General features: G+C 48.3%; 21 protein-coding genes and 1 pseudogene. 18 read left to right on the forward strand and 4 right to left on the reverse strand.

All coding sequences use genetic code 11. From position 1 onward, the window contains the following. The first annotated feature begins 80 nt into the window (after positions 1-80). Positions 81-1,970 (forward strand): AsmA family protein, encoded by a 1,890-nt coding sequence (locus EXY25_RS00905; protein ID WP_246019506.1) that lies wholly within the window; start codon positions 81-83, stop codon positions 1,968-1,970. Between the two features lie 78 nt (positions 1,971-2,048). On the opposite strand, the gene EXY25_RS00910 is transcribed toward EXY25_RS00905, so the two are convergent. Beyond that, positions 2,049-2,690, reverse strand: coding sequence for a LysE family translocator (locus EXY25_RS00910; protein WP_130565393.1), 642 nt, complete (start codon positions 2,688-2,690; stop codon positions 2,049-2,051). Positions 2,691-3,139: 449 nt separating this feature from the next. Between EXY25_RS00910 and EXY25_RS00920 the strand changes: the two genes are divergently transcribed. Then, positions 3,140-5,128, forward strand: coding sequence for a DUF4132 domain-containing protein (locus EXY25_RS00920; protein WP_130565395.1), 1,989 nt, complete (start codon positions 3,140-3,142; stop codon positions 5,126-5,128). After that, on the forward strand, positions 5,118-5,519 hold the full coding sequence (locus tag EXY25_RS00925) for a hypothetical protein (RefSeq protein WP_130565396.1): 402 nt from the start codon (positions 5,118-5,120) through the stop codon (positions 5,517-5,519). Before EXY25_RS00920 ends, EXY25_RS00925 begins: the two co-directional genes overlap by 11 nt. Positions 5,520-5,791: 272 nt before the next feature. On the opposite strand, the gene EXY25_RS00930 is transcribed toward EXY25_RS00925, so the two are convergent. Together EXY25_RS00930 and EXY25_RS00935 are read right to left on the reverse strand one after the other, a co-directional pair. Beyond that, the gene (locus EXY25_RS00930; protein WP_130565397.1) at positions 5,792-6,634 is read right to left on the reverse strand and encodes an alpha/beta hydrolase; all 843 of its coding nucleotides are present in this window, start codon (positions 6,632-6,634) and stop codon (positions 5,792-5,794) included. Between the two features lie 207 nt (positions 6,635-6,841). Continuing rightward, a complete protein-coding gene (locus tag EXY25_RS00935) occupies positions 6,842-7,903 on the reverse strand; it encodes a beta/alpha barrel domain-containing protein (protein WP_165419212.1) in 1,062 nt (353 codons plus the stop codon). A gap of 668 nt (positions 7,904-8,571) precedes the next feature. Here EXY25_RS00935 and EXY25_RS00945 point away from each other — a divergent pair. The 5 genes from EXY25_RS00945 to EXY25_RS00965 all read left to right on the forward strand — a co-directional run bounded on the left by EXY25_RS00945 (position 8,572) and on the right by EXY25_RS00965 (position 12,564). Next, positions 8,572-9,780, forward strand: coding sequence for a M48 family metallopeptidase (locus tag EXY25_RS00945; RefSeq protein WP_130565399.1), 1,209 nt, complete (start codon positions 8,572-8,574; stop codon positions 9,778-9,780). A gap of 56 nt (positions 9,781-9,836) precedes the next feature. Continuing rightward, positions 9,837-10,499 (forward strand): TIGR00266 family protein, encoded by a 663-nt coding sequence (locus tag EXY25_RS00950; protein WP_130565400.1) that lies wholly within the window; start codon positions 9,837-9,839, stop codon positions 10,497-10,499. A 26-nt stretch (positions 10,500-10,525) separates the two neighbouring features. Next, positions 10,526-11,209, forward strand: a complete 684-nt coding sequence (locus EXY25_RS00955) for a TIGR00266 family protein (protein ID WP_114338549.1) — start codon at positions 10,526-10,528, stop codon at positions 11,207-11,209. A gap of 9 nt (positions 11,210-11,218) precedes the next feature. Continuing rightward, positions 11,219-11,956 carry a TIGR00266 family protein gene (locus tag EXY25_RS00960; RefSeq protein WP_246019468.1) on the forward strand — a complete coding sequence of 246 codons (738 nt, stop codon included), beginning with the start codon at positions 11,219-11,221 and terminating at the stop codon, positions 11,954-11,956. Positions 11,957-12,147: 191 nt separating this feature from the next. Next, on the forward strand, positions 12,148-12,564 hold the full coding sequence (locus EXY25_RS00965; protein ID WP_130565401.1) for a hypothetical protein: 417 nt from the start codon (positions 12,148-12,150) through the stop codon (positions 12,562-12,564). Positions 12,565-12,597: 33 nt separating this feature from the next. Here the strand turns inward: EXY25_RS00965 and EXY25_RS00970 are convergent, their stop codons facing one another. Beyond that, on the reverse strand, positions 12,598-13,071 hold the full coding sequence (locus EXY25_RS00970) for an NYN domain-containing protein (RefSeq protein ID WP_130566011.1): 474 nt from the start codon (positions 13,069-13,071) through the stop codon (positions 12,598-12,600). 399 nt (positions 13,072-13,470) lie between these two features. On the opposite strand from EXY25_RS00970, the gene acsA reads away from it, so the two are divergent. From acsA to EXY25_RS01020, 10 genes and pseudogenes are all read left to right on the forward strand, one after another. Then, the gene (acsA, locus tag EXY25_RS00975) at positions 13,471-15,225 is read left to right on the forward strand and encodes an acetate--CoA ligase (protein WP_130565402.1); all 1,755 of its coding nucleotides are present in this window, start codon (positions 13,471-13,473) and stop codon (positions 15,223-15,225) included. Next, entirely contained in the window at positions 15,222-16,226 is a 1,005-nt protein-coding gene (pdhA, locus tag EXY25_RS00980) for a pyruvate dehydrogenase (acetyl-transferring) E1 component subunit alpha (protein ID WP_130565403.1), read from the forward strand. Before acsA ends, pdhA begins: the two co-directional genes overlap by 4 nt. 5 nt (positions 16,227-16,231) lie before the next feature. After that, a complete protein-coding gene (locus EXY25_RS00985) occupies positions 16,232-17,206 on the forward strand; it encodes an alpha-ketoacid dehydrogenase subunit beta (RefSeq protein ID WP_114338553.1) in 975 nt (324 codons plus the stop codon). A gap of 15 nt (positions 17,207-17,221) precedes the next feature. After that, positions 17,222-18,427, forward strand: a complete 1,206-nt coding sequence (locus tag EXY25_RS00990; RefSeq protein ID WP_130565404.1) for a dihydrolipoamide acetyltransferase family protein — start codon at positions 17,222-17,224, stop codon at positions 18,425-18,427. Further along, positions 18,415-18,660, forward strand: a complete 246-nt coding sequence (locus tag EXY25_RS00995; protein WP_130565405.1) for a phosphopantetheine-binding protein — start codon at positions 18,415-18,417, stop codon at positions 18,658-18,660. The genes EXY25_RS00990 and EXY25_RS00995 overlap by 13 nt, the downstream gene beginning before the upstream one ends. 228 nt (positions 18,661-18,888) lie before the next feature. Beyond that, positions 18,889-20,478, forward strand: a complete 1,590-nt coding sequence (locus EXY25_RS01000; RefSeq protein WP_130565406.1) for a methyl-accepting chemotaxis protein — start codon at positions 18,889-18,891, stop codon at positions 20,476-20,478. A gap of 134 nt (positions 20,479-20,612) precedes the next feature. After that, complete coding sequence (locus tag EXY25_RS01005) at positions 20,613-21,011, forward strand: ACT domain-containing protein (protein ID WP_114338557.1); 399 nt, start codon at positions 20,613-20,615, stop codon at positions 21,009-21,011. 268 nt (positions 21,012-21,279) lie between these two features. Further along, positions 21,280-22,047 carry a tetratricopeptide repeat protein gene (locus tag EXY25_RS01010; RefSeq protein ID WP_130565407.1) on the forward strand — a complete coding sequence of 256 codons (768 nt, stop codon included), beginning with the start codon at positions 21,280-21,282 and terminating at the stop codon, positions 22,045-22,047. Between the two features lie 237 nt (positions 22,048-22,284). After that, positions 22,285-22,425: pseudogene (locus EXY25_RS01015) on the forward strand (helix-turn-helix domain-containing protein); the annotation flags it as partial. 175 nt (positions 22,426-22,600) lie between these two features. Further along, positions 22,601-23,434, forward strand: coding sequence for a hypothetical protein (locus tag EXY25_RS01020; protein WP_130565409.1), 834 nt, complete (start codon positions 22,601-22,603; stop codon positions 23,432-23,434). Positions 23,435-23,466 lie beyond the last annotated feature (32 nt).

Here is a 23,466-nt window from a genome sequence, read left to right on the forward strand (position 1 = left end):
CAGTTTGTTATATCCTATTAGTCGCCCCGCATGTTGAACACTGGCTTTATTACCCGCCGAATCGAGGAACAAGATAAGTGATGATAACCAAGCGTCTATTAGTGGTTCTATGCAGCCTTTTTATACTCGGCTTGGTCTTGTTGAGCGTGGCCTTTCATCTTGTCGATCCCAACGAATATCGGGTGGAGCTGGAAAAGCGTGTGTTAGCAACCACGGGGCGTCAATTGACCATTACTGGTGATGCTGAGTTGAAACTTTTTCCTCAGCCGTATTTTGCCATCAACAATGTCTCCCTGGCGAATGCGCCTTGGGGCTCAACTCCACTGATGTTGAAAACTGATTACCTGGATATTCAGATGGCGTGGCTACCTTTGCTTATGGGCGAGCTACATGTTCGTAAAGTACGGTTACGCGGCGCTGAAGTGATATTTGAAAAAAATGCCGATGGCATCAGTAACTGGAAGTTTGAGGGGCAACTTGGTGATTCGAACGCTGTACTGCCAACATTTGAATGGATAGCGGTCGAAAACTCAGCCATTGTGTGGCGCGATACCGCCAAGCAAAACGAACATACGTTGGGTATAGACTCCTTACGAATTGAGCCCAGCGAATCTGGAAATGAGCGATTTTCCTGGGATGTTAGTGGCAAGTTAGATGGCGTTGAACTGCTTGTCGCTGGTGAAATGAGCAGTTTAATAAGGCATTTTAACGGTGAGCCATGGCAAGGCGACATTTCATTAACTACGCAGGGATTAGCGTTCAATATCAGTGGTAAAACAGATGATGTTTTCGAACTGAAAGGTCTTGATGTTCATGTCAACGCAAGCGGCGATGACTTGTCGCAGTTGCAGCACTTTACCGGGCTCGAATTGTCATCACCTATGCCTTGGCACCTAGCGTTTGATTTGCGCCACGGTGTAGCAGAGTTTAATGCTAAAAACATCAATGTTCGGGTTGGTGAAAGTGATATCGCAGGAAGCCTAACGCTGAAAGAGAGCACGAGGCGTTGGCGTGTCGATGGTCAGCTTCACTCTAAGGTGCTTAACCTTGATCCCTTGCTGGCGGCAACAAGCACGGATAATTCCAGCACAACTGAACAAGTTTCAGCGGAAAAAGTGTTTAGCGACAGACCATTTTCGGTGAATTGGATGCGTGATTTTGATGGCCATGTTCAGTTAGATATTCAGCAGTTTTCTTTTGCGGCTTTGCATGCTGCTAACAGCGTGTTGGATATGAAACTCAGTGATGATGTGTTGATGCTTGCGATTGAAGCGACAGAGATGTTTCACGGCAAGGTCTCCGCTGATGCGACCATCGATTCATCACACAAACTGCCCTTGTTCCATATTAAAGCCACAGGAACGGACGTGGAAATGGCCGAAATCGTTGGTTTGATGACCGATATGACGTTTTTGGAAGGGCAGGGACATGTCAATGTGGATGTTCAAGGCCAAGGTGATTCTTTAGCTGCATTGATGGCCAGTATGACGGGGGAAGGGCGAGCGTTGATAAGTGAAGGCACTGCGGAGTTGCGGGCGGCTGAGACTGCAACCTCCATTCGCCGCTTATTGATTTCGCAATTAGGTGATAAAGATGACAAACGAGTAAAAATGAATTGCTTAGCTGCGCATGTCACCGTTAAAGACGGTGTGTCGAAGCCGACGGCCGTGGTGGTTGATACGAAAAAATCTACTGTGCGAGGTGCTGGCACGATAGATTTTGGCAAGGAAACCTTAGATATGGTGTTTACCCCAAAACCCAAGTCATCAGCTATTAGCCTTGGTGTTCCATTGGCGGTAACGGGTACATTTTATGAACCTAAATCATCTTTAGAAAAATTGGGTGCAGCGCGTCGTGTGGCAGGTATCGCCAGCCTATTTATCTTTCCGCCAGCCGCACTGGCGGGATTGGGAGATTTAGGAGATAACGCTGATAACTGCATTACCATTTCTGAGAATGATGCTAAGTAGGTTGATAGCGCACATTCATGGTGTTTGCAGTCTAGAAGGCACCTCGGCTCCTCAAATATCCGATGAAAGGAGTCGTATTTAAGCGCTGGTTTGGACTTTAGCCAGTTTCACCCCAAACCAAAGCATCAACACGCCAACACCGCCTTTGAGGAGGCGTGTCAGCATCGGTTTTCCTAGTCCGACTGTTTTATGAGCAAGCAGTGCCAACGATGCGAACCAGCAACCCACAATGATGATTTGTACTGTGACCAGAAAAAAAGTGGTAGTTACAATATCCGATGACTCAGATAAAAACTGCGGAAATAGTGCGAGATAAAACATCGATACTTTTGGGTTCAGCAGGTTGGTGATAAACCCCTGTAACCAAGCTTTTTTGTAGTTAAGCCGATGCGCTAATGGTTGGGGCGTCTTTTTCTGTACGTTTCTATTTGAATTAATTGCCTGCCATAGCGACGTTATGCCTAGGTAGCAGAGATAAGCGACACCTAGGGCTTTGACCAACATAAACAATTCTGAAGAACTCATGATCAGAGCGGAGATCCCAACCACTGAAAACAGGCCATGGGCGTAAAAAGCGCAAAGGGTGCCTGAAAGCGTGATAAGGGCTGTTCTTCTGCCGAGCGTGAGGGAGTGGCTCACAATGAGCAAGCCATTGGGGCCAGGCACCATGCCACTGAGTAAAGCGACGAGGCAAAAGCTGATAATCAGTTCGGTTGACATCCGTTTCTCACTTTAAGGTTTAGTAAAGCTGATCCGTAGCGTTATCTCATTTGGCGTCGGGTAAGCATTGAGCTGAGATGGTTAGAATAGCATGTAGATTATTACGCAGTTTATCGAGCTCCATCGGCTCAGTCTTTAGTGCCGTTTGTCGTAAATGGAGAGCCATTTTAGCGAGCCATACTCGATGCTTTTCAAGTTGTTCGATTGAGTGAAACAGCTCGCTCTTTTGTAGCCAGCCTTTGAGGTTATTGTCGTTCACTACACCCCGCAGAAAACCATCGTTATTTAATCATCGTGTCGAATGGCTTTTCCTACCTAAGCAAAGAATATAGTTATTTTTATCGCTCGCATATGGAGTTCCCAAAACTAAGGTAAAGCCATCGACACCTGAGTTCGATCTATTTAAATTACCCATGAATAGTGTTGTTATCTCAATGTAAGGGAATACTATGCACACCATTTCGGATAGATGTTCGAAGGTATCTGAGCTAGAGAAGCTCTTTGATAGTGGAGAGCCTTGGGCGGTAAAAGCGCGTGATTTTATCGGTTCGCAAACCGATGAACTGCAGTTTAGTTGGTCCAACCTGCTGCGTCACTGTAGCGGAGACAAGGGGTCAGCACCAAAGACAAAGTGGCTCAAAGAAGTTGAACCATTATTCTCTGCCGTTGGTGATGAATCGTTTTTGAGCTTTCTAAACGAGTGCCTTCCTTTGTTAAAAGAGAAGCGGACGGATGAAGATCCTGATGGTGATTTCAATCGCAGCTTCGATGATTACTCTATCGTTTACGCCCACAACAATGCTGGCTCAGACGTTCTCCAGGGGCTTATTTGGCTATGTGACACGTTCAATGATGCTGATACTGCCACTTTGATGCGTACTGTCGCGGCAGATATGTTTTCCAAGATTCCGCTCGTAGGTCCGCGCAATGCCAAAGTCGCAAATGCGGCAGCTATGTGTCTGGCAAAAATGCAGGGCAGCCACGGACTTCGACAACTCCTCGATCTTCGAGCTCAGACCAAATACAAAAGAGCGACCTCTAATATCGATCGCTGTATCGACAAAGCTGCCGAATTAAGAAAAACAACAACCGAGCAACTAGTTTCTGTAATTGCCTCTGATTACGAATTGTCGGGGGTAGGTTACAAACAAGGTGAGTTGGGTGAGTACTCCTATTTGTTGGCATTGATTGGAAATGGGCGGTCGTCACTCACGTGGTCCTGCACCAAGACGGGAAAGGTCCAAAAGTCAGTGCCTCAGACTTTAAAAACCGGGCATGTAGAAGCGCTGAAACAGTTAAGGCAACTGGACAAGAGTATCAAGCTTGCATCCAGTTCACACGTTAAACGTATTGAGGGACTTTATCGGCTACAGAGCGATTTGCCCTTTGCCGATTGGCAGGACCAATATCTCGATCATAGGCTTATTGGCTTTATTGCTCGCAGACTCATTTGGCGCTTCAGCTACGAGAACTGTGTCGTTGATGCAATATGGCAGGATGATCAGTTTGTCGATTGTTCCGGCAAAGTTGTGGAGCCGGCTCCCAAGAGCCTCGTTAGCCTATGGCACCCCCTGAATGCCTCAACTGAGCAGGTTTTGAAATGGCGAACTTTTATCGTTAAGGCTGAAATTACCCAACCCTTTAAGCAGGCATTTCGAGAAACATACTCACTAACGGACGCAGAGCGCAAATCACAGGTGTATAGCGAGCGTTTTAGTGGTCATGTTCTTAATCATTTACAGTTTCATGCATTAACCGATCAGCGTGGTTGGCACCAGACCCTTGGTGGGCAGTGGGATTGTGGCTCACAGAATGAAGCGGTTATTGGTATTCCAGCGTTTGGGACGAGTGTGCGATTCGACGCAAGAGGAAATGATGATTACGGGTTGGTTGCTCATGGGTATTATGCCACCGTTTTAACTGGCCGATTGACTGTTGATGTTGACGGTAAAGGCGGTGACTTAGAGAACGTTGAATCGCTGATTTACTCTGAGATCATGAGAGATGTCGATCTCTTCGTCAGTGTTAGCACCATAGCGAATGACCCAGAGTGGAGAGAGCGCCATAGAGACTGGTATAAGCTAACAGCAGGCGAACTGTCAGAGACAGCTAAGACTCGAAAACAAGTGCTTTCAGCACTTATCCCTAAGTTGAAAATCGCAAAACAGCTCAAGATAGATGGCAAGTTTCTTGAGGTTGAAGGCAAAAGGCAAACTTACAGAATTCACTGTGGTTCAGGCAGTGTCTTTATTAAGCCAAATAGCCGATACCTTTGTATTGTTGAGTCACGAAAGAAGGCCAATGTGATGCTGCCTTTTGAGGGAGATGAAATGCTCTCATTAATCTTGTCTAAAGCGATGTTGCTTGCCGCGGATGACAAGATTAAGGACACGGAAATTCTCTCTCAGATGGGACTAGAGGTCTCAAATGTCGAGTAAGTTCGAGCTACGCATATTCGACCGTTTTGATTTGAGTAGTGCGAGTAAAAACTCGTCGTCGTTACCTCTTTCTCTCGTAAAAAGCACGCTTACCTTAGGAGAGGTTATTGCGCTACGTGTCGAAGTAGAGTTGGAGGCGGCGCTTCTCTCTAATAAAAACAGCACTTTCTTAACAGATGAAAAACGTTGGGCATTATTGGTCGATAATAGTGGCGCCAAAACTGAGGAAGAATTGAAAAATCTTCAGGAATCTGCGTTAAACGCTTTTGAGATAAACGGCTATTTTGTTGTTTATGACGACCAGCAACTGACCAGCTTAGATGCGGTTGTTGATGTCCGTAAATCGTCTACCCTAGAGTTCTATCGTTTACCTCCACTTGTTGGGGGTTAAGTGAGCTAGTCGATGTTATATGCGAAACAGAGCAGCCTATGTGAGTTAGCTGCTCCGCTATAGGCAACTAATTGCTAACCAAAGCCAAAAATAAAAGGGGTACAGAATGTCTATTTTTTAATGAGGCTGATCAGCTGCGGGGATTTTCAACATAATTGATCATCAAACACCTTATTAAATCTGGCTGCAGCCATGCAGATGCCTTGATTGATCTGTTTCTCGCAAAGTACCAACTCGCCAATCGTTTTATAGCATGATCGCTCTTGTTTGATTTAGCTCTTCGCATCACTTTCGCTTACTTCCGCCATAAAGGCTTCAATCCAATACCAATAGTCTGGATAGGCAATCACACTCAGGTCGTTATGGTCTGCGCCGGGCACGGCAATGAATCGTTTATGGCTATTCTCTGCCCCTGGATATGCATCAAATAGTTTTTGCCCTAAGGCAAACGGCACAATGTCGTCGGCGTCGCCGTGAATAAACAGGGCGGGGGCAGGGATATTAGGTACTTTATGAATCGAATCTAATGGCGAGCCTAGCGCCCAGTTTAACCAACCCATCCCCATGACTTTTGCCATGTCGTTACCGCTGGAAAAAGGCGTAACTAATACCAGTCCGGCCAGCTGTCGATGCTGGGCGATGTGAACAGCCATCGCTGAGCCAAGAGAACGGCCATAGATAAACAGATCTTGCTCTTCGAACCCACGTTCTGTTAACAGATAGTCCAGCGCCGTTTGCGCATCGGTATACAGCCCTTGTTCGGAAGGTGAGCCGCTACTCTTGCCATAACCACGATAGCTAAGCAGCAAGACGTTAACACCGGAGGCAGCGATTTTTCTGGCGTCGTCAATGCGATAGAAAAGGTGCCCTGCATTGCCATGCAGATACAGCACCGTTCTATCTGATTGTGTATCAAACCAAAGTGCTTGTAGCTGTTCGCCATCTGGCGTATTCAATATCAACTCTTCAGCATCTGATGGGGCAGCGGCTTCAGGCGGCAAGCGTTCAGGATAAAACGCAAACGCGTTAACCATGGCATCGCGGCAGCCGCTAATAATGAGTAGCGTGCCAATCAGTAAACACCATCTCGTCCGAATTAGAACTCTGCCTTGCATCAATCTCTCCTATCATGACTTGCTGTTCCGAATTGTAGCTTTAAGTAAGCTGCCGCTCCTGTGCAGTAGCATGCCCCAGGAACTGTTTTGGATACCATGCCCCCGCGGCAAGGCTCACCCCGCGAAGTGCTGCGGGTGTACTGTACTTCCTGTACATAAAAAACCGCCGGAAGGCGGTTTTAAAAAATCAATCTGCGAGTGATCTGCTTACTTGTATTCGTGGAATCGCTGGGCCAAATATGGGTCCCACATCGCGGCAGTAGCACTCATCACCATATCAGCGCCCATCTCCAGACGGCGGTGCAGATCCTGTGCTGTCATCATGCCGCCGACGGAACAGATTACAAAGTCATCTTTCCACTTGGTTCGCAGGTCGATCAGGTTGCTGGTCACTTCTTCGGCCAGTTCGCCGATGGCGAAGCCACAGGTGCCGCTTTGCAATCGACCTTCACCCGGCAGGGCTGAGCCGCCTTGGTCATTGACGATCTTGCGAGGAATGGTGTTAATCGCGGCAAAGCCATCAACGTAAGGTCGGTTGGCTGCAATCACTTTTTCCAGCTGTTCTGCAGGCATCCAGCCTAGTTTGATCATCAGTGGCGTGTCGCCGATCGATTCACGTATCTTTTTCGAGACCAGTGCAGAGTTTTCCGGATCTGAGAACAGGGCACCTTCTTTGCTGCCACCCAAGTTAGGGCAGGAGTAATTCACTTCAATGATCTTGGCGCCAGCTTCTTTGGCCATGGCAGAGACATAGCCATAATCTTCAACTAAATCGCGTTCAGCCAACCCTGGTGTACCGTTAACGGACACAAGCATCAATTGGCCGGATGCCATTTTTTTGTTGCCCGCTTCAATATCTTTCATCCATACCTCGGGCGAAAGTGAAGGTACGCCAAACGAGTTGGTGATGGTGATTTTTTCATCCAGCGAAGGGCGTACGCCCGGTTTCATCTGGGTATTGATATCCTGATGACCAAACTGATTTTCGGCATTAAGGAAGATACAGTTTGGCGCGGGATGGCAAGCGCGCTCGACACTGCGCACGGTTTTATAAACCGGCAAATCGAAACCCAGTTGGGCATAGACATCGCACCAATGGCTGTTGAGCAGGGGACCAGCAGGTACACCTAGACGAGAGTTTACCTCAAAGTCGAACACCTTTTGCATCTGCTTAATCGCAGGGCGGGTCGGCATGTCACCCGCAAAGAAAGGACCATTCTGGTAATTATCTTCGTAGGTTTTGCTTATGTCATAAAGTTCGAATTGCATAGGTGCTGCCTCAGCCATGGTGATGAAAGGAAGCCATTTTAAGTGTTATCTCTTTGAATGAGTATCGTAAAAATAGCCCAAGTTCTGAGCCGGATCAGAGAGTCGCAGGGATCGTCCAAACATCATTCGTTGGTCTTACAGAGATATCAGACCCAATTTATCGACATCACTGTTGCCGATGCGATTCGACTCCAGAAACTGGACTTTGGTCAAGGTTGCTCCTTATGGGCCAGCTTATAATGCGCAGCTCAAGGTAATACCAATCCGCATAAGAATATGATTTACCAGCGGGAATTTAAATCACTTTAGGCAAGGCAGGTGACTGAAGGCATAGTTGTTCTGCGCCGAAATCAGCTAACGCTGCATAAAGTGATTTAAAACCCGCCCTACGGGGAAGTCTGGGCAAGCCCACTTCTACGTTGCAGCCATTTGCAAGGGAACAACCATTGCGGCATGACTGCGCCTTGAATTGAACTTGCCCAGACTTCCTGGTTGACCATATCTTTATGCGGATTGGTATAAAGTGCTTCGATTGATTGTAACTGACTGATTGAAGTTTAAGGGATTTTTAATAGCGCTTGCAGTGGCCTTGCTGGACTGAACTGGTAACAACTTGTCCAGTCGTCCATGGCGTTGTGAGTTAATCAACACAGGGAATACGCCGCACAATGTCTGAACCCTCTCTCTATCCGTGTCATGGAGTGCATTCGTCTCTCGCGAAAGGTAAAGCTTCCGGTCAGTTACGGGTGGGCAGTTCGCATTTGATATTTACCATTGCAGATCAGCAGATCGAATTAAGTCTGAATGAGTTGCAGATGGAGCAGGGTGGGGCCAGCGATCGCCTGGTGTTTTTTACCCATCCAGGCCGGCCTGATTGGCGTTTTTATACCTCGGATAAATCTGTCCTCAAAGACCCTCACTTTAAACAGTATCCCCACCTGGCCGGTATGATGCGCGGTGCTCGCTCTAAGCATCTATTTAACTGGTCGCTGTTGGTGGTGGTGCTTTTGGTTTGTTTAGCTGTGCCCATTGCCGCGTTGATGAACCTGCATCGTGCCAGTGCCGTGATCGCTGAGCAAGTGCCCGTAGAATGGGAGCAGCAGCTGGGTGAATCCAGTTTTGCCCAGTATCAGATTAGTGCCGAGTTAATGGACGATGAGCAATCGTCACGTTTGCTTGAGCCCTTGGTGACGCCACTGATCGATCTGTTACCGAAACGGCGCTTTGATTATCACTTTTATATCGTCAACGACAGCAATTTGAACGCGTTTGCACTGCCCGGTGGTATTGTCGTAATTAACTCTGGATTGATTTTAACTGCTGACGATGCTGCTGAATTACTGGGCGTTGTCGGGCACGAAATCATCCATGTCCGAGAGCGTCATGGTATTCGTAACGTGATCTCTCACGCTGGGATCTATGTTGCCGTGAGTGCGCTGATTGGCGATGTGTCCGGTGTATTAGCTGTAGTAGCCGATGCGGCCCCTTTGCTGATTAGCCAGGGGTATTCAAGGGATTTTGAATCAGAGGCGGATCGGCTCAGTCATGCCTTACTGATTAAAGCCAACATCGACCCCACCGGTTTGGCTCGTTTTTTCCAAAAGATGCAAGCGAAAGAGCAGGAAAAGCTAGCCGAGTTGGGTGATGAAGATACTCAGGAGTGGATAAAGACGGGCATGGGCTTTATCAGCTCTCACCCCGCCACGGATGAACGGATTAATGCCCTAGAGGACTACAACTCGAATGCAACGTCAGAATTTCTCGACCTGTCGCAGCCATTTGCCCGGCTAAAAGCCGGTGTTGAGGGGTTTGTGGTTGATGACGACAGTCAGCTGGAACTTAATGAAACTGATGTTGTGCTCGAAGCAGGTCGATAAAACTAATTTCAATTTGTGCGGTGACAGTTCTCACCGCTGACCACAAGGAAAAGGGAATGAAAGCTGAAATAAAAGGCTCCCAGGCGTTTTCTTATATCGATGTCGATTTAGAGCCAGGAGAAACCATTGTCAGCGAGTCGGATGCCATGAGCAGCATGGATGCCGATCTCGATCTTACTGCGACTTTCAACGGGGGCTTCTTCAGAGGGTTACTGAAAAAGTATCTGGGTGGTGAAACACTGTTTGTGAGCCGCTTTACCAACAATACCATTGCTAACAAGCGGGTGACTCTGGTGCAGCCAGTGCCGGGCGAGATCCGCTGCATCGAGCTAAATGACGAAGAGTTTCATCTCCAGCCAGGGGCTTATCTTGCGTCTTCGGACGGCGTTGAACTGGGCCTGCGTTGGGCTGGTTTCGTGTCATTTATCGCCCGTGAAGGCTTGTTTAAGCTGACAGTCAAAGGCACCGGTAAAGTGTTTTACGGTGCTTATGGCGCGCTGGTCGAGAAAGAGGTGGATGGCGAATATATTGTTGATACCTCGCATTTGGTGGCCTATGAGCCAGGCATCAAGCTAAAGCTACAACTGGCAGGAGGCATTTTCTCTAGCTTTTTTGGTGGGGAAGGCCTAGTGACTCGCGTACAGGGCAAAGGGAAAATTATCGTGCAAACCCGCAGTTTGTCTGGCTTGTCGAGCTGGCTGAATCCGAAATTCCGATAAACCAGGGCGTTAATAGGAGTAAATAAATGGATATTGAATTGACTCATCGTCCCGGTAATACGGCGGCAAAAGTGACATTGCAGGCGGGAGAAACTATCACTGCTGAAGCAGGTGCCATGATCGCCATGAGCGGTAACATGGATATCACCACAACTACCCACAAAAAGAACTCTGGTGGTCTGTTTAAAGCGGCCAAGCGTATGCTCGGCGGCGAGTCATTGTTCCTCAACCACTTTGAGCCGAAAGGTGACTCCGGTACTGTGTTCTTCGGCACGGATTTGGCGGGAGACATGATGACCATGGAGCTGGATAACGATAATTTGATCGTACAAAGCGGCTCCTACTTAGCTAGTGACAGCGGTATCGACGTTGATCTAGGTTGGCAGGGATTTAAGTCCTTATTTTCCGGTGAGGGAGTACTTTGGCTGAACCTCAAGGGCCAAGGCAAGGTGATACTATCTTCGTTTGGTGCTATCTATCCGGTTGAGGTTGATGGCGAATATATTGTCGATTCCGGTCATATCGTCGCGTTCGATGAAACCCTAGATTTCAGCATCACCAAAGCCGGTAAGAGTTGGTTGCACTCCTGGTTAGGTGGTGAAGGTTTGGTGTGTAAATTTAAGGGAACGGGCACGGTTTGGTGTCAGAGCCACAACACCTCTAGTTTTGGAAACGCCCTTGGACCTTCATTACGAGCGCGTAAAGCCTAAGGAGCAAAAATGAGCGAGTTAACTATGGAAGATAATACTCAAGCGCCTGAGCCAGCTTTGTCAGTAAGCCAACCCGAGCCAAAAGGCTACGCGTTCGAGATGGTTGGTAAGCCAGACTACGGCTTTGTGACGGTACAACTGCCCGCGGACAACATGTTGAAAGTGGAAGCCTCAGCGATGGCGACCATGGACACTAATATGAAGATGAAAACCAAGATGCGTGGCGGTCTTAGCCGTTTGCTGACCAGTGAAAGCATCTTCATTAACGAATTCACCGCTGAAGGTGTGGATGGTGAAGTGGGTATTGCGCCGGGTACACCGGGCGATCTGTGTCATCAGTACCTGAACGACGACACCATCTATCTGCAAAACGGTGCATTTGTTGCCTGTGGCCCGGATATCGAGATTGAGAGCAAATGGCAGGGGCTGGTGAAAGGCTTCTTCTCTGGTGAAAGTCTGTTTTTGATCCGCGCGAAAGGCACTGGAGATCTGTTCTTCAACTCGTACGGTGCGGTGATCGAGATTGACGTTGAAGAAGACTACGTCGTGGATACCGGCAACATCGTCGCCTTCACTGAAGGGCTGGAATACAAAGTCACCAAAGTGGGTGGTTATAAGTCTCTGTTCTTCTCCGGTGAAGGGTTTGTTTGCCGCTTTAGTGGTAAGGGTAAAGTCTGGATCCAAACCCGCGGCGCCAGCGCTTTTGTCGGCTGGGCGCATTGGTTTAGGCCGGTAAATAAGAAGTAGTAAGAGATGGGGCTGACGCGGGGGGATACCTGTTAGCCCTTGAATTAATTGTTTTATTTTTTGCCGAAAAGTGAATTATCGTTCTGTATTCGTTGTCTATATGGAGGCAAACGACCTGCCGTACTTGTTGGCTAATTTTCAGCAACGTGACTAGGGTTGTTAAGTGTCTATTTTTGAATGGAATGTTCACTATGAAGCAAATCTTTATAATGTTGGCCTGTGTGCTGACCTTGTCTGCGTGTCAAAGTAATAACATAGAGGCTGGCGAGGCTTGTGGTCGCGCTTCAGTGTTCTTTGTTCCGCCAAAAACTCAGGACCTTTATATGACATCGATTGATCAAATTGATGGCAGCAATGTGGTTACCAAAGGTGCGTATAAGTTAGCACCGGGAAAGCACTCATTCAAAGTGTATGAAAAAATCACTGACTCGCGCCTTAGCGTTGTAGGAAATAAGCGCGGCTATTCCAAGGTGCTTGTAGTCGAAATTGAGGCGAATAAGCGCTATAATCTGGCGGCGAAATTTATTCCAGAAAAGAGCTACTCTAAGAAAAATGAGTATTGGGAACCTGTTGTTTGGCAGGTGACTGATGAACCTTGCGAAGGCTAGGTTCTATCTCTGAATTTATTACGAAAACAAGACCTACTTCAATAGATCTTGTTCTATTGGATGAAAATGACTGGCAGAACGAATAAGGCTATTGGCTGTCAGTTCCTGCACACCGTAGACATGGGTGGTCACGCCGTACTTCTCCGTGACTTTTTGTAATAGCAGATCAAAATCCCCATCACCAGATAGCAGTATTACAGTATCTACCTGCTGCGCTATATCCATTATGTCGATGGTAATTCCAACATCCCAGTCACCCTTAGCCGAGCCGTCAGCGCGCTGAATAAACGGCTTAAGTTTTACCTCGAATCCGATATGGCGCAGGGCGTCCTGAAACTTCCTTTGTCCATCGTCTTGTCGTGCAATGGCGTACGCATTGGCCGTGACTATTTCACCTTCATAACCGATCCGCTGCCACAGCTTGTGATAATCAAATTGGCGCCCAAAGGCCTGTCTGCAGGTGTAGTAAATATTTTGCACGTCGACGAATAAGGCTATTTTGTTCAAGGTGTATTCCGTAGTGGGGGATCGGCTGATTGCCAACTCTAAGAAGGCATGGTCAATGCTTGCCACTATAAGCGCTTTGATGGTTATTTTCATACTTATTGCGCAATATTATGCTCATTTTCGTCGCGTTTAGTTGTTGCCTTGGTCAGTGTCTGTCCGGTTTTAACTATTGTTGATAGCTTGCTTGAAGCAGGTCAATTTGTAGGCAAGAAAACTCTCTGCTCGTGAACTAGGCTAGAGATAAGTAAAGACTGGTCGTGCCACCAGACGATGTGAATGGGTCGTTGGCTACAGCTCCTTGCCATGGGTAGCCCAATCCAAAGCGCTTTACCATTCATGCAATTAACTCGTACTACTTCTGTGTCATGACCTGATGGATCTCCATGAGTGGAGGATGTGATGGATATTGAACAGATAAGTAAGTCAGGTCATCGCAAGGGACAATATAACCTGAACGACTATGGTGCCCGTTATGCGCAGTTTTCCTGGCAACAAGCAGAACAGATGCTTAAGGGACTGCCCGGCGGCATTAACATCGCCTATGAGGCTGCAGATCGCCATGTCGACGAAGGATTTGGCCTGCAAACGGCAATCCGTTGGTTAAGTAAATCCGGACAAAAAAGGGATATCAGTTACCAGCAGTTAACAGAGCAAGCCGCTCGTTTTGCTAGCGTGCTAGATCGGTTAAATATCGTAGTGGGCGATACTGTATTTGGTCTTTGTGGTCGGGTACCGCAACTCTATTTTGCTGTGCTAGGTTCGCTCAGGTTAGGGGCTGTCTTTTCACCGCTGTTTTCTGCCTTTGGCCCTGAGCCTGTTCGTGCTCGTATGGAGATCGGTAAAGCTCGGGTGTTGGTGACCAGCCATGCTCTGTATAAGAAAAAGGTGCTGCCTTGGCGAGAGCAAATGCCGGGACTGAGGCATGTGTTGCTGTACGGGATTAAAGGCGAACTGCCTGAGAACTGTATTGATCTTGATAGTGCTATGGTTGAGGCTGATCCCGACTTTCCGGTGAGAGTTTGCGACCATGAACAGCTGGCTTTACTGCATTTCACCTCTGGCACCACAGGTAAACCGAAAGGGGTGATGCATGTTCACGGTGCCGTCGCTTACCATAAAATATCCGGCTATTTTGCCCTCGACTTACGAGCTGACGATGTCTTCTGGTGTACCGCCGATCCCGGCTGGGTAACCGGTACGTCGTACGGCATTATTTCTCCCCTTTGTAATCGCACCACCTTGATTGTTGATGAACAGGAGTTTGATCCTGAACACTGGTATCAAGTGTTGGCTGAGCAGAACGTGAGCATCTGGTACACCGCGCCAACGGCCATTCGCATGTTGATGAAGGCCGGTGTCGAACTGATTAAACATCAAGATCTATCTGCGTTGCGCTTTATGGCCTCAGTAGGTGAGCCGCTTAATCCTGAAGCGGTACGCTGGAGTCAGCAGGTGTTTGGTATGCCATTCCACGACAATTGGTGGCAGAGTGAAACTGGCGGCATCATGATCGCTAATTTCGCTTCTGAGCCAGTGCGCCCAGGATCCATGGGGCAGCCGATGCCGGGGATCACGGCTGCTATTGTTGCCCGGCAAGATGATGGTCACATTACGCCCATTTTTGCCAATAATCAGGTAGGAGAATTAGCCCTGAAACCCGGCTGGCCATCGATGTTCCGTGGCTACCTTAATGAGCAGGCGCGTTATGAGAAGTGCTTTGTTGATGATTGGTATTTGTCCGGTGATCTAGCGATGCGTGATGACGATGGCTATTACTGGTTTGTCGGTCGCGCTGATGACGTGATCAAATCTTCCGGCCATCTGATTGGCCCCTTTGAGGTGGAGAGTGTGTTGATGGAGCACCCTGCGGTTGCAGAGGTGGGCGTCATAGGCGTGCCCGATGAAACGGCAGGGGCGCTGGTAAAAGCCTACGTGGCATTGAAGCCAGGCAATGAACCCGACAATGATTTGAAACAAGCCTTGATGGCGCATGCCCGAAAACGCTTGGGCGCAGCCGTTGCACCCCGTGAAATACTGTTTCGTCAGAACCTTCCCAAAACACGTAGCGGCAAGATAATGCGGCGCTTACTTAAAGCCCGGGAGCTGGGATTACCTGAGGGTGATATTTCAACCTTAGAGAGTGACGAATCATGAGCAATGGCAAGCTACATATCAGCACGCCACATTTGTTGTTTTTGTTGCAGCAAATGATCCGCATTCGGCGTTTTGAAGAGCGCTGTTCGGTACTTTATCAGCAACAAAAAATCCGCGGCTTTCTTCATCTTTATGATGGTGAAGAGGCGATCGCTGTGGGCGTAATGCAAGCGCTAATGCCCGCCGATGCAGTGGTGGCTACCTACCGGGAGCATGGTCATGCTCTGGCCCGTGGTGTGGAGATGAATTCGGTGATGGCAGAGATGTACGGCAAGGTAACAGGCTGCAGTGGCGGCCGCGGTGGTTCAATGCACCTATTCGACGTTAAAAATCGTTTTTATGGTGGTAATGCCATCGTAGCAGGTGGTTTGCCCATTGCCGTTGGCTTGGCGTTAGCAGATAAGCTTTGCGGTAGAAATCAGATAACCGCGTGCTTTTTTGGCGAGGGCGCGGTGGCGGAAGGTGAATTCCATGAAAGCTTGAACCTGGCGACCTTGTGGGACCTGCCTGTGCTGTTTATTTGCGAGAACAATCGCTATGCCATGGGGACGCCGCTGGCCATTGAGGAGTCGGAACCGAATATCTATCACAAAGCGGCCAGCTATGGTTTAACGGCTCAGGTGGTTGATGGCATGAACGTGGTGGATGTGGAAGCCGCTGCCAAGGTGGCTTGCAATGCGATCCGGAATACCGGTTTGCCGCAGTTTATTGAGTGTCAAACCTACCGTTTTAAAGGCCACTCGATGTTCGATACTCAGTTATATCGTGATAGTGATGAGGTTGCTGAGTGGCGCGCCAAAGGCCCTATCGTGCAGTTACGAGAATGGTTGATGGCGAATCATCTGATTGAGCAAGCGCAAGTCAGTGAGTTGGAGCAAGCGGTAGATAAAGAGATTGAACGGGCGGTAGAAGCTGCAGAGGCGGCAGATTGGGAGCCAGAAACAGATCTAATGCGCCATGTTTATACACCTCGCGTTACGTCTAAACCAGAGGGGAGGTAGCGCTAATGGCAACGTTAAGTTTTCGCAGCGCAATTCATGATGCCATGGTTGAGGCGATGCTTGCTGATCCTCGCGTTTTTTTGATGGGCGAAGATGTCGGGCGTTATGGCGGGTGTTATGCCGTTTCAAAAGGGATGTTCGACCAATTTGGTGCGGAACGGGTGATCGATACGCCGCTGGCTGAGTCGGGTTTTGTAGGTGCAGGGATCGGCGCTGCTATTGGCGGAATGCGGCCTATTGTTGAAGTGATGACGGTGAATTTCAGCTTGCTAGCCTTGGATCAGATAGTTAATAACGCGGCGACATTGAGGCATATGTCGGGGGGGCAGATCAGTGTCCCCATTGTTATTCGTATGGCCTGTGGTGCGGGGAAGCAGCTGGCCGCACAGCACTCTCACAGCTTTGAGGGGTGGTATGCCCATATTCCCGGTTTGAAGGTGATCTATCCCGGTACAGTTGCCGATGCCCGATACATGTTGCAGATGGCAATTGCCGATCCTGATCCTGTGATCATGTTTGAACATGTGATGCTTTATAACCAAGAAGAAACCCTCTGTGAAAGCGATACGATTGCACCGATGGAGCAGGCAGTGGTGCGCCGCGATGGGCATGATCTGACGATCATTACATGGGGCGCAAATTTAGCGAAGAGCATGGATGCCGCCGAGCAGTTGGCTGACGTCGGTATTGACACACTGGTGTTGGATCTTCGCTGCTTGCGTCCGCTAGATGTTGATGCATTGCTTGCTGCAGTGACCAAGACGCACAAGGTACTGATCGTCGACGAATCATGGAAAAGCGGAGGCATGGCGGCGGAGATATCAGCATTGATTGGCGAACAGGGCTTTTGGTCGCTGGATGCGCCCATTACCAGAGTTTGTAGTGCGGAGGTGCCTATTCCTTATCCGGCGCATCTCGAAATGGCGGCGTTACCTCAGGTTAGCGCTATCGTTGCTGCGGCTCGGCAACTAGTAGCGTGATGGAGGGATGATCTGATGAAAGAGATCACCATGCCTTCATTTGGCTCAGATATGGAGCAGGGCGTATTGACCGAATGGCTGGTTAAAGTCGGTGATACGGTGAAAAGAGGCGATCCTATCGCTGTGATTGAGACCCACAAGGGAGCGATAGAGCTGGATGCATACGATGAGGGGTGTATCTCTGAACTGCTAATTAAGGTTGGCCAGAAAACGCCCGTTGGCCAACCAATCGCGCAGCTGTCACAGTTAAATGATGAAGCGGATCTCGCTGTGATACCGGCTCAAAGAAGTGCAACAGAGTTAAACGATTTGCCTGGTTCATCTGTCGCGAATAAAGGGAAACAAGCTGCTTCGCAAAGCCCTTCAGGTGATAAAACGTCTGTCTTTTACCCTGCTTCTCCTGCTGCCAGAGAGCTGGCTCAGCAGCATAATATGCCATTATCCGCAGTGGCTGGTTCAGGCCCAGATGGAGCGATCCGGTTGGTGGATGTTCAAGCGGCTCTCGTGGAGAAACCGAAGCCGGCTCAGAATCCTTCTCGTAGTGGTTTTGATCCGCAACAGATGCGTGACGCCATTGCTGCGACTGTAACGCGATCAAAACAACAGATCCCTCACTACTATTTAAGCCACACACTGGATATAACCCTATTGGAGAAACACCTTTCTCTGCTGAACGGCGAGCGTGAACCGTTGCAACGCATCTTGTTGATTGCGCCGCTGTTGCGTGTCATTGCGCGAAGCCTGGTGAAGTATCCGCAGTTAAATGGGCATTATTTGCAGCGCTTTGCTCCGTCCGAAACTATCGATATCGCCAATGCGGTCAACCTGCGAGGTGGAGGTTTAGTGATGCCTGTGCTTCGTGATGTTGACCACTTAAGTGTCGACGGACTGATGCAGCAGCTACAAGCTTTGGTAGAGCGTGCGAAGCAGGGCACGCTGAAATTCTCTGATCTCGATGCTCCTAGTTTTACTGTGTCTAATATTGGTGATCGTGGTGTCGAAGCGATGTGGGGCGTTATTTACCCGCCGCAAGTGGCGATTGTTGGTTTGGGTTGTCCCAGAGGGGTCGTTGTTGTTGAACAGGGGAAGGTCGTGATCCGACGAGTGATGACAGTAACACTGTCGGCAGACCATAGAGTGACAGATGGCCATTACGGTAGTCGGTTTTTAACCGAGCTTAATAAACGTTTGCAGAAACCGGAGGCGTTATGGAACGCATAAAACTAAGGGAGATGGTGATTGAAGAGCTAGTGAATATAGCCCCAGATGTTGAACCCGATGATGTGCCCGATGATGAAGATTTAAGGGATGCATTGGATCTAGATTCGATGGATTTTATGCGCTTAGTTGCTGCGGTGAATCTACGCACCGGGATCACTATCCCTGAAGCTGACTATCGCCAGGTGCTAGAGCTGGGCCAGATGCTCGACTATCTTCTGACCAGGATGAGATAGCGCCAGCATTCGTGGCTTTTAATTAAACAATAGCTACAATTTGCAGATGCTATTTGTGAGCTAGGTTTTAATCCTGACGGTAAAACATGCTCACAGTTCTCACATTTTTCACCATGAAATATAACCTTTCATTGAGTGTGTTAGATTGTGATTAAGAGCAGTGACTGGATGTCCAAGAAAATTAAGGGATCGTGCTTGTTTCGATACTAATTCAGAGAAGGTTTTGCCGTGCGTTTGAACAACCCTGTCACTCAAAAAGAGTTTAATTACCCTGATAGCGCCAATATCCTTTCCACTACCCATTTAGACTCAACGATTAAATACGTTAACGCAGATTTTATTGAAACCAGTGGTTTTGATAAGCGAGAACTGTTGGGCCAACCGCACAACATGATCCGCCACCCAGATATGCCGTCCCAAGCTTTTGCTGAAATGTGGCAACGGCTGAAATCCGGTGAATCATGGATGGGTTTGGTTAAGAACCGCCGTAAGAATGGTGATCACTATTGGGTTGACGCTTACGCAACACCTATTAAGCGCGATGGAAAAACCGAAGAATACCAGTCTGTTAGAGTCAAGCCTAAAGCAAGCTGGGTGGCTCGTGCCGAGTCATTGTATGCCAAGCTACGTGGTGGTGACGAAACACCGAAAGAGTTAAACGCTGGCTTTTCTATTGCGACCAAATTTCAACTTTCTCTCGTTGTTGCCGCAGCGATTGCCGGTGGTATTGGCAGCCAATTGACTGAAGCCGGTGCGGCTTGGGGAATTGCTGGTATTGGCTTGGTGATCTCCTCTTTACTTTATCATTGGTCACACGGCTCTCTATTTCAGCTGGCGAAACAGGGGAAGGAGTATGCCAATGACCCATTGGCCAGGTATGTTTATACCGGTCGCCAGGATGAGGTCGGACAGATCCAACTGATGTTGAAAACGCTGCAATCTGAACCTGTCGCGATGGCGGGCAGTCTGAATGATTATTCCATTAGCCTGATGCGAGCTTCCCGTAAAATGGAAGAGAGCTTAGGTGCAACCATCACTGATATTCAGGGCCAACATAGTGAAACCGATCAAGTTGCAACAGCGGTAGAACAGATGAGCGCCAGCATCCATGAAGTCGCGAGTAATGCGCAATCAACCGCGTCTTCGGCTCAGGAAGCTGATACCAAAGTGAAAGAGGGGGCTGCGCTCGTATCCGATACTGTATCCAGTATTCAGACCCTCTCTGGCGAGATCGAGAATACCGCTGGTTTGGTCGATGCCTTAGCGAAAGAGAGTGAAAATATCGGCTCTGTGGTTGATGTTATCCGAGCTATTGCTGAACAAACCAACTTGTTGGCGCTTAACGCCGCGATTGAGGCTGCCCGTGCTGGTGAACAAGGGCGGGGGTTTGCGGTTGTTGCTGATGAAGTGCGTACCTTAGCGAATCGTACTCATAACTCTACTGAAGAGATTATGCAGATGATCACTCGCCTGCAGAGTGAAGCGAAAAGCTCTGCAGAAGCGATGATGGCGGCGCAGGCCCGTGCCAACAGCAGTGTGGAATCTGCACATCTCGCAGAAGAAAACATGGAAGCGGTGAGCATTGCGGTGACCCAAATTAATGACATGAATCTGCAAATTGCCACGGCCGTTGAAGAGCAAAGTTCGGTGGCGCAGGAAGTCAGTAGAAATATTAGCAATATGAAGTCGATTGCCGATGAGGTGCTGACCGAAGCAGAGGAAAGCAGTTCCGCTTGTAGCGAAGTGGGAGAGTTGGCGACAAACATGCAAAAGCTAGCTGCACAGTATTGGGACAACAAGCGAGATTTAGTAAGTTAAAGTGTTGCAAGCTTGAACTCCTGCATTTATTCGGAAACGCCTCTATAGATATAGAGGCGTTTCTTTTATATGGGGTGGTGAACTGAGCTAAGCTAACTTTACTAGTTTCATACCTCATGGAAAGGAATGCTCTTATGTCTGCGATCTCTGATCTAGATACTTTACTAAAAGCCCTGTCTCCTTCACTGAGCGGTGTCGAATATGTGTTTTGCCATGTCGGTGATGCCGCTTATGGTGACTATGCCGATCTGTTTCCTGTTGCGACCTTTCGAGAAAAAGAGGGGCTTACCTTAGTTATTACCAAAACAGAAGCCGACGTTGCCGAGATGGGGTATCAGGGAGTGTTCCGGTGTATCACTCTTGATGTGCATTCAAGCCTAGAAGCTGTCGGTTTAACTGCCGTTGTATCAAGTAAACTTGCTGAGCAGGGGATCAGCGCCAACGTCATCGCCGCTTACTATCATGACCATGTGTTTGTGCCCGTAGATAGAGCAGATGACGCATTAGCCATTCTGAACAAACTTACCACATAATCTGCATGTGATTTCTAGGACTGTACAAGCTGAATAGGTATTAAACCGAAAGTAAAGCAATTATGCGCTCAATCTCCTGCTTTTAAGTGTTAGTTATTGCTAATCCCTCATGTTTGTTAGCAAAATACTGCTGCTTTGTAGTTTTAATTTTTACGTCAAACACGCGTACAACTCGCAGTGCTTTTCGTTCTATAGGCTTGAACCCTTTCGCTAATTTGTTCTTGTAGCGCTAAATAATAAAGATAAGTTTTTAGTAAGGATGCTAACTATGCCATTTTTTATCATATCTATTCTGATGCAGGTTTGCCTGGTCGTTCATATCGTCAAAACCGGACGAAATACTACGTGGATATGGATTGTCGTTATGCTGCCATTAGCCGGTGCTCTGGCGTATCTTATCGTCGAAGTGCTCCCTGATATGTTTGGCAGCCATGGAGGCCGCGCCGCAACACGAATCATTCAACAGAAGCTTAATCCAAACAAGTCGCTGAAAGCCGCGGCACAGAATTATGCTATTGCGGACACGGTGCAAAATTCGGCTCAACTGGCTCAGGAGATGTTGGGTAAAGGCATGTTTGTTGAGGCTGGCAAACTCTATGAGAACTGCCTTAAAGGCGTACATGAAGATGATCCCTATCTGATGCATGGTTTAGCACAGGCGTTGTTTGGTCAGAATAAATTCCAAGCGGTGAAGTCGCTGTTAGATGAACTGATTCAGAAGAACCCAGATTTCAAAAATGCCGATGCTCACCTTTTGTATGCGAGGACATTAGAAGCGTTAGGGGAACAGGGTGCACTAGAAGAATATCAAGTACTCCATGGTTATTATCCGGGGCCGGAGGCTAGTTATCGTTTAGCGGTATTTTTACGACAGCTAGGGCGAATAGATGAAGCGAATCTTATTTTACAGGAGATCATGAAGAAAGCGTTATATGCGGGTAAGCATTACATTCGGCAACATCGAGTTTGGATCAAGAAAACCAAGGCCGAAATAGCGTCCAGACCGCGGCAGAGCTCTTCTGAGCAAGAGATTTGATGATGGTTTTAAAACATATCTTTCTATCCATTGCTGCGGGCGGAGTTTTATTCGGTTGCGGTGAGGATATTTCGAACTCGGTGATGACAATTACGTCTGAGGAAACATTAACCGAAAACCAACCTAAAGAAGTCGCGATTTCAGATAATAAGTGCAACGTTTATGGTTGAACGGCGAGAGGTAGCCAACTGCTAACGGTGGTACGCTTCTCATCGCCAAAATCAAAAAAGTTGTACCATGAACTATCAGCAGTTGACTGAGGGCAAACGATACCAGATTTCAGCCCTCTTGGCGCAAGGTTGCTCACAAGCAGTTATCGCCAGAACAATTAGTGTTTCACCATCGACTGTGTCTCGAGAACTTCAGCGCAATCGGACAGCCGATGATGAGTATCAACCGGCAGAGGCTCAACAACTCAGCAGTTAATCCAATTAAGCCCACATTATCTGCGTTTTTCCATGGTTAATATTCTCTGACAGTTTTATTATTAGCCCTTATTTTTGGGCTTGCTGAATTCACTGTCAGGCCAATCAGGGACTGATTTTCTTCGGTTATGTCACTTAAGCGTTATCTCGAACAGATCCGCGCAGGTAAACAGATTAATTGGGACAAGTTTCACGGCTTGTTACCGCTGGGCTATGAAGACGATTGGCGTGATATATTCACTGTCACTAAACGTGGTGCAAAGCAGTGGCAAGTGACGGTGATAGATCCTATTCGTTACGAGCAGCTGCTTGCCGCTGCCGAAAAGCCAGCCAACCGCATCCAAGCCAGTGCTCAAGGCGATTCCCATCTGGCGACAACCACGTGCAGCTACCTGCTGGTATATCGTATGGGCTTACCTGATGCGCGTCCTGATGTGGTGCTTCTGAAGCCCGAGGGTGCGGTGCAGGGCTTTGCGGCGAAAAAGCAGTTATTGCTGGTGGAAAACGAAGAGAATTTCTTTCACCCCGAGCTGATGCTTGATGTTGCCAGTGACATGTGGGGGCAGACTATGACGCTGGCTAACACGGATGTGGCTCTGGCCAGTGGTTCTCAGGGGTTGTCCCCACAGCGAGTTCATTGGTACCAGCGCTATGCCGAAGTGATCTGCGCATTTGACTACGATACCGCAGGGCTTGAGATGTATGCGGCATTAAACAAACAGATGCGCCGTAATCGGGAGCAGCAAGAGGGCGTTTCGACCCAGGTCAGCTATTTACAACCCCTTGATTATAGTGCTTGGCTGCCACTGTTTAAGTGTCAGCCAAAATCGGATAAAAGCTACATGCGTGGACGCAAGCTGGCATACGAATTGGGCTTTGTCACGCTGGAAAAAGCATTTGCGAAAACCCGAAAATTTATGGAGCAAGAGATGCTACTGAGGGATCGCGTTAACACTGAGTAGATGTCACTCAGGGTAACGCAACAGGCGTCTCG

Origin of the sequence: Corallincola spongiicola, assembly GCF_004284785.1 — a bacterium.
In the GTDB taxonomy this organism is placed as follows: Bacteria; Pseudomonadota; Gammaproteobacteria; order Enterobacterales; family Neiellaceae; genus Corallincola; species Corallincola holothuriorum.